Consider the following 9,999-nt stretch of genomic DNA (forward strand, 5'->3'; position numbering starts at 1 on the left):
TTCTTGCCCCGCAAAATCGATGTCGACTACTCCGGAATAGGCACTGATTTCACAGTGTCCCAATCCGTTTCTGACAGATTGAAAATCTCACCAATACGCCTTTCCAGCCGCGTCCGCATGTCCGCCAACGCGCGTTCGCGTCGCCGGATTTCATGCGGCGTTCGAGCCGCAGCCAGTTCATCAGTGGCCGTCACCACGCGGCGCGCCAGCGCTTCAATCTCGGCTCTGTGCGCGTCATCCGGGATCGGCACAGGAAGGCTTTGAATGAACTGTTTGCCGTGTGAATAGTAGCCGCCCCTGAAGGGGCTGGTGTTCGTCCGTATCATCGCTTCACACAGTGGATGATTCAGCACCGCCAGTAGATAAAGAGTGGAAACCGGACCATCGCCCTTTGCACGGATCATGTAATAGGGGCCATTTCCGCCGCCTGTGAACAGGATGTTGGTCTCGTCAAAGGCGTAACGCGGTTCCACAGACAGAACCGGCAATATGATCTTTGGCCGGTCAAACTTGGTGAGGCTTTGGGAACGGCCATATTGGTACCACTGGCGCTCATCCGCAGAACCACCGACAATGTTGCGCCGCTCAAGGTCCTCCCGGCGAGCATTTAGATACGCCCAGCATAAGGGGTAGCGGTCAGCCATCTCACCAGGCTGGATCAGTCGCGCACGCGTCCGTCCATTCTCGTTGGCGATCAGTTCATACGGAAAGATCATCCACGCGTTCGCCTCGGGGCGAGTATATGCATAAAGCGGTGCATCGAGCAGGCAGGGACGCAGAATGTCGCGCTCGAGCCTCCAGTCCTGATTGTCCCAGCGGAAGGTGATCGTATCGGCGTCTGAGGCGGTCTCGCGCACAATGTAGATTTTGTCCGCGCTGGTTTGCACGCCAACTTCGACGTCCGCCACCGCCGAAAGTCGTTCAGGGTATGTCGCTCTGATGCGTTCGAACAAAGCTCGCACCTCTTCGTCCGCGAACTCCCATGGCGCTTCGCCGAACGCATCGGTATCATAGGTGGTCACCGGCCCCTTTTGGCCATAACGCCATGCTTCTAGTGGTCCGGCTTTTTCTACCGCAACGGATTGAGAGCCCGCGCAATCGAGAATCAGAATGCAGGTGTAGTTCGCGGTCCCTCGCCCGAAGACCTGCTTGACCCCGAAATGTACGATTTCACGAAGAACGGACTTACCGCCGAGAAGGCTGCGCAGCGCGCGGCCTGCCTGAATCGTCATGAATTTATGAGGAACGATGACACCGATGCGCCCTCCATTCTTCGCGAGCGCAAGCGAGCGCTCTATGAACAGGGCATATTTGTCGTAATTATCCTGTCGGGCCGTCGTGTAGGGTGAATTTTCCGCATGATAATAGGCGATCTCTTCAGGCGAAAAAGCCACCATATTTTGAATGCGGACATAGGGAGGGTTGCCGACAACGACATCAAAGCCACCGCTTACCATTTCCGCCGGAAATTCTTCCTCCCAGCTAAAGGGGTTGACCTTGTCGCGGACTTCCCCAGGCATCTCCCCGCATGCGATTTGCCATTCAGATGTGCTGACAAGGGAATTGCCGCACCGGATCGTACCGCTCAACGAGGGAAGCGCCGGGTGCTTATGGGTGGTCACATAGTCCTTGAGCGCAGCTTCGCTCTCGTCTTCGATCAGCTTGAGCAACAGGCTGAATTGCGCGACCTCAACGGCATTCGGATCGATATCTACGCCGCGCAAGTGACCGAGAAGGATGCGCCGCTTTTCGCCGAAGGTTAGTTTCCACTGACCTGCCCCGGCCTCATAGATTTCCCGGCCTGCATGTGCCTGGGGATCATGGCTCACATACCAGTCCAAATAGTGGCCCAGCATGAAGTCGTAGGAGGACAGCAAGAATATGCCCGACCCGCAACACGTATCGGCGACGGTAAAGCCTTCAAGCTCCTGCGGAGACTTCCCTGCAATGGCCGGCCCGATCGTGCGCTCGACAATGGTGTCGGCGATGAAACTCGGTGTAGGGACAACTCCGCCGCTTTCCCTGACTTCCGGCTTGCTGACGATCTCGACTGCGCCGCCACCGACGGTGATCACTTCGCCTAGGAACTGTTCGTAGATTTCGCCGAGCACTTCGGTCTCGACGACTGCGAAGGTATAAGGACTTTGTGGATAATACAGCTCGGAAATGATGCTGCTGAGTGTTGCATCGCTGATCCGGATGCCCAGCCGTTCATCATCAAGAAGGCTGAACAGACCGGAATCGTAAAATTCGTCAGCGCGCCGTAGCACTTCCATCAGCGCATCGAAGGTTGCACTTCCGCCGAGGTTCTTGAGAGTCTCGTATTTTTCAATCTCGCGGTCTTCGCAGATTCGAAGAAAAACGATGCGGGACAAGAAGAGCTGCACCGCGTAGGTGAGTTCTTCCGATGTAAGGCCGGGGGTGTTGGCATGAATGTCCACGGCAAGGCGCTCGCGCCAGTCACGTACCTGCGAGAGAAAATAGTCGTCGAATTGCTCTGCGCCGTGTCTGGTCGCATCGATGGCAAAATGCCGGTCGAAATTCCCCGAATAAACAGCCTCACGGGAGAGAAGGAGCCAGAGTTCATCGAACCGCTCTTCAAACTCTTCGTATCCCACAAGACAAAGCCGCGCGACGTGTGCCTCATCCGTCTCTGTGGGTACAGGCTGGCAATCGTATACCGCCAGTTGATGGAAGTTGGTGACAACCGAAATCGGCAGGCTCGCGGAATATCCATAGCGTCGGGTCTGGAACGCGGGAGCGCGCTCCTTGTCGATGCGGACACTCGGTTTCTTTGCTTCTACAAAAAGTTTGCGCTGGCGAGCGAGCCGCAACTCATAGTCCGGACGTTTGGATAAACGCTCATCGCCGACTTCCACGGTGGCCTCTTCAATCACCTCCCGAAACGTCAACGGATGTCCGGCCATGTTGTGAACGTCCCAGCCGAACGCCTCAAGCAACGGCGTGATGAATTCGGTACGTGCCTGCGTTTCGTTGTAAGTGGACCGCAAGTGGTCTGCTTCGTTATGCTTGAACCGTTTGACAAGTTCGGCCACTTGCGCTCGTGCGCGGTCCTTTGGGTCGCCGCCGGTCACTTACTCGCCGTCCTTTTGGCCCGTCTACGTCCCAGCCGCCGGTCACGCATCTTCTCCCAGATCGCTTGCAACAAACGGCAATCGTTTCTGGAAAGCCCCATCTGACCCATTAGCACCAGCCGGTTGTTTTCTTCGAGGACATCGGCGAGACGACCGTCCCGCACCAGCCGATCAGCTTCCGGTATCGACATGGCGGGGCCAAGTTTGGCAGGCATCAATAGCTTTTCGGCTTCAGTCGGCTCAAGCTCAAGCACGCCGCCGCCATAGCTCCGTCCTTCGATCTCAGCCGAGGCCGCCGTCAGATAGGTATATGTGTTGGCAATCACCGCGCGCGGATTCTCGGTCTTACAGCGCATCCGGTGGATCGTATCGGTGGATGTCGCTTCTGTGGTATTGAGAACAACGCGCGGGAAATCATATATCTGCCGGAACACGAATGCATCGGGCACCCACACTGACGGGACCGCATACCAAGGCGTGCGGATAGAGCATTTATATCCCTTATGAACCTTCTCTTCCTCGCCGAGGCGGATATAGCTCTCGAGGGCGCCTTTAGGTTTTGAGCCGTTGATCGGAGCAAGGTGCAGCATGTGGACGCGCTGATCCTGCGCCGACAGCTCCTTCCAGTCACGCTTCCCGATGGATGCTCCGTGCAGGTGCGCTGAACGGGAGACTAGGGGCATGGTATGGCCTTGCAGGCCGCGCTTCTCGATTTCGCTCTGCCGCAGCACGAAAAACTGGTTCTTGCCCGTCACGACGCCCACATTCACCGACGCATAGGTACTCAGCGGCGTCGCCACTCCCGACGTGCGCAACTTGCGCATGAACGCGATTTCTTCAGCGCTCAGGAAGTACTTAAGCCACTTTTCGCTATCGTGGCAGATGGTCTTGGGCGACGCCCCCTTGAGCACTGAGGCCGGCTTGCGCTTGACGATGTGGGCGACCGAAGCGCTTTCCGTCAGCGTCACCTGGCAGGGATTAGTTTCACAAGGCGCTTCACGTGCGTCGTCGGCAAGAAGTAGCAACACTTCCTGTTCCGCCTTCTCAAAAAACAACTCATTGCAGGCGATCAAATCGATCTTGCCGAACCTGTCGGTAAGGAATGAGCGTAGTTGAGCCGCATAGCTGACTTGTAAAAGTTCGGCTGGCAATACCAGTGCCATGCGTCCTCCGGCTTTCAACGAGGCCGCGGCGGCCACAACGAACGGCACCCAGATGTTCGTCAGACGATTAGGGGAGAGGCCTTGGCCCACCATAATATCCATGGCGCGGCTTCGATGCGGCTCAGGAAAACTCTGGTACCGGATGAATGGAGGATTGCCGACCACAGCATCAAACAGAGGCCTATTGCGACGGCTCCACCAAGCGAAGAAATCGCTCGTCTCCACAACGTCCGCAGCGCGATGGCCCAGCTGGCTGCGGAGCCGTTGGCGCGCCTTGTCGGCTTCGTCCGACAATATCTCTACTCCGAACAGGTGGTTCGCCCGCGAAGGTCCCTTGGCTCCCAGCGTCGCAAGCCTGTCCGTGGCTGCGAGCAGGAACTCGCCGTCACCGCAGCTCGGTTCCAGAATCAAGTCATTGGCGTCCCGGATCGCCCAATCGCACAGCCACCGCGCCAGACTATCGGACGTGTAGTAGCCCCCGCGCAGCTTGTCGGGATCGAGTTCGCTGAAACGTCCGCTGTTGGTCCGTTCGGCGCTGCTTACCGGACTTCGTTGCGTGGAAATGCGAGACAGTTCGGTCATCTTGGCTGCCTCACGTGAAAAAGCGGTTGTTCATCGCGAAGCAGGCGCTCGATCGCCTCACGCACAACCCAGGCGACCGAGACTTTGTTCTTGTTGGCGATTTCCAGCAGCTCGGCGTGCTGCTCCGGCGTCAGGCTTACCGACAGTCGATGGGCGGACTTGTCCATTTTTTTCTTTCTTTGGGGTGATCGCGGCATGGCGTTCGAATCCTTCTTTGCACCACCTTACACCAGTGTGGTGCATGCCACAAAGCACCATATACGAGTCATCCCACGATTCTTGAGGCCTGTATCGGGGACGTTACCACGCATAGAACAAAAGGGGAATAAGTTCAGGCCTGAACCCTTTAGATCAGGCTACGGGTTCCTGCGTGGCTGAACCCCATGACCGAAAGAGCGTATCGTCGCCCCCTTTGGAAACCCACAATCAACCCTGCGCGGATTGTGCGCGGAAGCATTCCGCCGCTGGAAGCGGTCACCGCTATTTGGCTGGCTGCGAAAGCTTGATGAACGAGACTTCCACCGCTTTGTAGCCCATGGCCTCTAGAGTGAGGGCGGGCAAAAGAAAGGGTGTTGGCAGTTTTCAGCGGCTTGGCCCATCGCGAGCCCTAGGAGACTCGTCGGGCCCCTTGCTTAGGCGTGCCAAATCCTGACGTAGTTCTCTCGTGGCACGTTGCGATTTCTCAAGCAGTCTCTGACTGTTGCGAGCCATTTCTCGCTTCTGATCCATTTGCCGAAATATGAGCGCGTCGCGCTCTTTCTGATCTCGTTTGGCAGCCTCGAAGGTTTCAAGTTCGTTCTGGCGTTTCAGTTTGGTGTAGGCTCCCGTGATCCGATCGAACAGGCCACGCAACCCCGTGTTGAAGCGTTCCTGGCGGAGCGCCAGTTCCTTGGATGTGCGGATGTCCTGCCTCACTGACAGAGCCTTACGTTCCTCCGCGTGTTTGTCGGCGAGCTTCCAAAGAAGCTTTTCCTGCTGTCCAGTGAGTTGGTTGAGTTTGGCTGCCTCCCGTTGTTCAAGCCTTTGCACGCCAGGCAGGGCCCTATTGGCGAGTTGTCGCTGTGCTTCCGCGATGGAGGGAAGCTGTTCAGGATCGCCGAGCCGAGCCCCAACCTCCTTTGTTTTCACGCCGCACCACCTCGCGACCGCATAGACCTCGCCATTGATGTCGGTCGCTACAAAGCCGCGCCGATCGCCCTTGGCGAGCATGAGACCATGTTCCTGAAGGGAGTTGGCAAGCGACTTGGGATCGTCAGATTGGCGCCAGCATGACTGAAATATCGCTTTGAGCTCACGAGCATCTTCACCGATGCGTTTCGCCTGCTGCCATTCGGCGAGCGTGAAGTTTTTGGGATCACGGAAGCGTGGTTGGAGAAAGCCATCGGGCATGTCCCATCCATGCTCAAGATAGAGCTCTTTCGACAACTCCATCAGCTTGAGCTTGGGGAATGAGACAGGGATCGCCTTCATCTCCTGGCTGTCAATGCGGCTCCAGACGACATGGCAGTGCCGACGGTTGTCCTTCTCATGGAAGACTACCGCGCGGGGCTGACCGGCCAAGCCCAACCGATCTTCAACACGTGAGATGGCTTCCAGGAAGATTTCAGTTCGAATGTTCTCGGTCGAAGGCGGATTCAGGCTGAGCGAATAGAGGTATTTCTGACATCTGGTGCCGCGCGCTGTTGCTTCGGCCTCCTTGAATGCACCCGCCAGATCGTCGCCCACGAATCCCGAGACTTCATGCACGGTGACATGCTCGTTCTCGGAACTCATCAGATGGCGAGCCAGATTCTGGCCGTTGCCGCGAACATTGCCAACAAAGATCATGGCTCAGCATCCTGCAAGCCAAGCGCCTTGATGAGAGTCATACGGATGTATGCGATATCGTAAGCTGCCTTTTGAAGGGCAGCCTCGGTGTCCTCTTGCAGCCCAAGCGTTCCGCTATTTGCGGCCTTGGCAAGCTGATTGAGATTGTTGGACAGTTGCGAACGGCCCAAGGCTCCCAGCACGCGCCCCAGGGCTTCCTCATCCTTCACAGGCCGCTTGCCCTTGGTTCGATGGGCGGGTGCGGAATCACCAACGCAGCGCGAACGGACATAGGCGCTTAAGGTCAGATCGCCTGCCTTACGCTCAAGTTCGGCCCGCTCTTCGTCAGTGAAGCGAACGGACACTGGCTTGGGGTATTCCTTCTTCGCAGCCTCGGTCGGGCGGTCCGCCGCATTCAAAAATGGCGCTTGAGCCGACATCCTCATGGGGTCGGCTCATCGTATCCTTTCAGGTCAGAATGTTTGAGATGGTCGTTCCACTCTGATAGAGTGTCGAATAGCGCGTTCGAAGTTTCACCTTCTAGGCGCGCCAATCTCCCAAAACCGTCGAGAAACGAGCATCTTGCCGACGCTGGTGGCGAAGCGTGTAGCACATCGGTGTCGCACACCGACCATTTCCCACATGTTGCAACTGCTTGTTCCAGCGGACAGTCTTCATCAGTCGCTTGTGGCACAACTGTGTATCACAAGCGGCTTCGAGGCATTTGGCGTCGAGGGGGAATCTGGCAATTTCGCGTTCGAGTCCCCGCCGACCTTGTTGCGGTCATTGGCAAGAGTCACATCAATCGCACGCTCGGGACGGCAGCATATCCCGATGCTCTTTCACGGTGCCGAACTGTCGCGTTGGAAGTAACCGACTGGTTCGAGGCTTTGCGGGCTGGCGGTTCGACATCATTCCGCCCTTCAACCGCTCTACCTTCGACCCAAGCGCCACGACGTCCGATGTCCGACCAACACCGCATCACATTGGCCGAGGCGTGGGACCGCTATCTCACCGACCCGAGCAGCACTCGAACGCACAAGACGACGCTCGCCTATGAGACGGTCAGAAACGTGGTGGTGTCGGTGCTCGGAGCGGAAACGCTGGTGGCCGATGTCGGTCGGCAAGACTGCCGACGAGTGCTGGACACGCTGCGTCACCTGCCGCCGAACTATGGGAAGAAGTGGCCCGACATGACACCACCCGCCATCGCTGCGATGGCGGTCCGCGACGGCCTGCGGCCAATGGCCGCTGCAAACTGCAATGGATACATGACGCGCTGGGCGGGCATGATGAACTGGCTGGTGAAGGAAGAACTTGCTGACCGAAACCCCTGTGTCGGGTTGCGCGTCGCGGACCCTGTGCCCGTCCGAGACAAGCGTCGCCCGTTCTCGACAGGCCAGCTTCAGCGCATCTTCACAGGCCCACCGTTCGAGGCGCTCAGGAATCCCACCACAACACGTTTCAATCCCCCTTGCCCATCGAGATTTTACGTGCCGCTCATCGCGTTGTTCAGCGGGTTGCGGCAGAACGAAATCTGTCAGCAGACGACTGATGACATCGCGGACATCGATGGTGTCCCGTGCTTCATCGTGAAGAGCGACCCGACGTGTGGAAAGCGCGTCAAGACTGCCTCCTCCGAGCGGGTCGTGCCCGTGCATCCAGCACTGGTTCGCGCGGGCTTGCTGGACCATCACCGCAAGAGGTGCTCGTCAGGAGGCTCGAGGATGTGGCCAGATTTGGCACTGGACAGATTCGGCTACGCATCCGCCTATTTTTCGAAATGGTTCGCACGCTACCTCGCGCAGGCGGGCGCGAAGCTGGACCGCACAAGCTTCCACAGCTTCCGCCATTGCTTCCGTGATTCTCTCCGCGCTGGTGGTGTCGAGCGTGAACTCGCATTCGCCCTCGGCGGATGGAGCGGGTCGCGCTCGGGAACTGTGTCGATTGGTGACCTATATGGCAGCGGCTACCCCATCGCGGCTTTGCAGGACGCAATTTCCCGCGTGTCTTATGATGTCGATGCATTGCGGCCCTTGCTGGGGGAGTCGAGTTCCTCGACTCCCGACAGTTGTGCCACAAGCGACTGATGAAGACTGTCCGCTGGAACAAGCAGTTGCAACATGTGGGAAATGGTCGGTGTGCGACACCGATGTGCTACACGCTTCGCCACCAGCGTCGGCAAGATGCTCGTTTCTCGACGGTTTTGGGAGATTGGCGCACCCGACAGGAGCGGACAAGGCAGCATCACCGTTCCACAAAGCCTCGGCCAACGCTTGCCGCGCTTCGCGTGAGCGTGCTGGCAGGCTGGCGATGACGGCTGCGACCCAACGTTGGTCATCGTCATTGTGACCATCGGTGACATCGGCAGAAGCGGTTTCGGCCATGGTAGTGATGACGATGGTATCGGCGTGGTCGGCAACGGTCGGTTCGGTCATCCACCGAGCGTGCCACAGTTCGTCTTTCCGTCAACGATATCGGGTCGCTGCGCGCGGATGACGGGCGACCGTGCAGATTAATAATGCGCGCGCCATGGGCGAGAGCTTATTGTCGATTCGAAAGCCCACGCCGACGCGAGCGTGGTCACGTTCCAGAGAGTTCGTGGATTGACATTGTAAGGTTTCACCCGTGGGGCGATGATGGTGCTGGGATGGCTGTAGAGCCATTCTGAGGGGGCTTCAGGCTGCCAGTGCTCGATAGACGCTGGCTCGACCGATGTTCATCTCACGGGCGATTGCAGAGGCTCCCATGCCTTGTTGGTGGAGGGTCTTTACCTCGTCGGGGTCGATGGTCGCTGGACGGCCTTTATAGCGCCCTTCGGCTTTGGCCTTCGCGATGCCTTCCATCTGTCGTTCGCGACGGATGTCGTTCTCGAACTGGGCAACCGCACCGAGGATGCTCAACATCAGCTTGCCCGTCGAGGTGTCGGTATCGACGCCACTTTGGTTGATGCAGCGGAACTCGACACCCTTGCTGGTCAGCGTTTCGATGATGCGGTGCAGGTCACCAACCGACCTTGCCAACCTGTCGAGCCTCGTGACGATGAGCGTGTCGCCTTCCCGAACGAAGTCGAGTGCATTCGCGAGTTCAATGCGGTCCTTGGCAGAACGACCCGACATCTTCTCGGCGAAGACCTTTTCGCATCCAGCTTGGGACAAAGCTTCGTTCTGGATGTCGAGCGACTGTCCCGACGAACTCACCCGTGCGTATCCGACCAGCATCCGCGTCTCCTGTCTCGTATGGCTCTAGGCCACGACATCGCAGATGTTTCGAATCTGTCAGCAAATCATTTGGGACGCCGAAACTGTCTCACACCAATGTCCCGCTCGAGCTTACCTCAATGAGATGGGTGC

7 protein-coding genes and 1 pseudogene are annotated in these 9,999 nt (G+C 57.8%); 2 read left to right on the forward strand and 6 right to left on the reverse strand.

Annotated features, from left to right (window positions below):
* Positions 1 to 26: 26 nt before the first annotated feature.
* The 5 genes from GRI72_RS09425 to GRI72_RS09445 all read right to left on the reverse strand — a co-directional run bounded on the left by GRI72_RS09425 (position 27) and on the right by GRI72_RS09445 (position 7,092).
* Positions 27 to 3,095, reverse strand: coding sequence for an Eco57I restriction-modification methylase domain-containing protein (locus tag GRI72_RS09425; RefSeq protein WP_160733635.1), 3,069 nt, complete (start codon positions 3,093 to 3,095; stop codon positions 27 to 29).
* On the reverse strand, positions 3,092 to 4,840 hold the full coding sequence (locus GRI72_RS09430) for an Eco57I restriction-modification methylase domain-containing protein (protein ID WP_160733636.1): 1,749 nt from the start codon (positions 4,838 to 4,840) through the stop codon (positions 3,092 to 3,094). The genes GRI72_RS09425 and GRI72_RS09430 overlap by 4 nt, the downstream gene beginning before the upstream one ends.
* On the reverse strand, positions 4,837 to 5,007 hold the full coding sequence (locus tag GRI72_RS09435; protein ID WP_202389031.1) for a ribbon-helix-helix protein, CopG family: 171 nt from the start codon (positions 5,005 to 5,007) through the stop codon (positions 4,837 to 4,839). Before GRI72_RS09435 ends, GRI72_RS09430 begins: the two co-directional genes overlap by 4 nt.
* Positions 5,008 to 5,422: 415 nt before the next feature.
* Positions 5,423 to 6,667 (reverse strand): relaxase/mobilization nuclease domain-containing protein, encoded by a 1,245-nt coding sequence (locus GRI72_RS09440; RefSeq protein ID WP_160733638.1) that lies wholly within the window; start codon positions 6,665 to 6,667, stop codon positions 5,423 to 5,425.
* Positions 6,664 to 7,092, reverse strand: a complete 429-nt coding sequence (locus GRI72_RS09445; RefSeq protein WP_160733639.1) for a plasmid mobilization protein — start codon at positions 7,090 to 7,092, stop codon at positions 6,664 to 6,666. The genes GRI72_RS09440 and GRI72_RS09445 overlap by 4 nt, the downstream gene beginning before the upstream one ends.
* Before the next feature lie 252 nt (positions 7,093 to 7,344).
* Here GRI72_RS09445 and GRI72_RS15010 point away from each other — a divergent pair.
* Positions 7,345 to 7,530: pseudogene (locus GRI72_RS15010) on the forward strand (DUF6538 domain-containing protein); the annotation flags it as partial.
* 78 nt (positions 7,531 to 7,608) lie between these two features.
* Complete coding sequence (locus GRI72_RS09450) at positions 7,609 to 8,736, forward strand: site-specific integrase (protein ID WP_160733640.1); 1,128 nt, start codon at positions 7,609 to 7,611, stop codon at positions 8,734 to 8,736.
* Between the two features lie 588 nt (positions 8,737 to 9,324).
* Here the strand turns inward: GRI72_RS09450 and GRI72_RS09455 are convergent.
* A complete protein-coding gene (locus GRI72_RS09455; RefSeq protein WP_160733641.1) occupies positions 9,325 to 9,867 on the reverse strand; it encodes a recombinase family protein in 543 nt (180 codons plus the stop codon).
* Between the last annotated feature and the right edge of the window lie 132 nt (positions 9,868 to 9,999).

The organism is Pelagerythrobacter marinus (assembly GCF_009827515.1).
Lineage (GTDB): Bacteria > Pseudomonadota > Alphaproteobacteria > Sphingomonadales > Sphingomonadaceae > Pelagerythrobacter > Pelagerythrobacter marinus.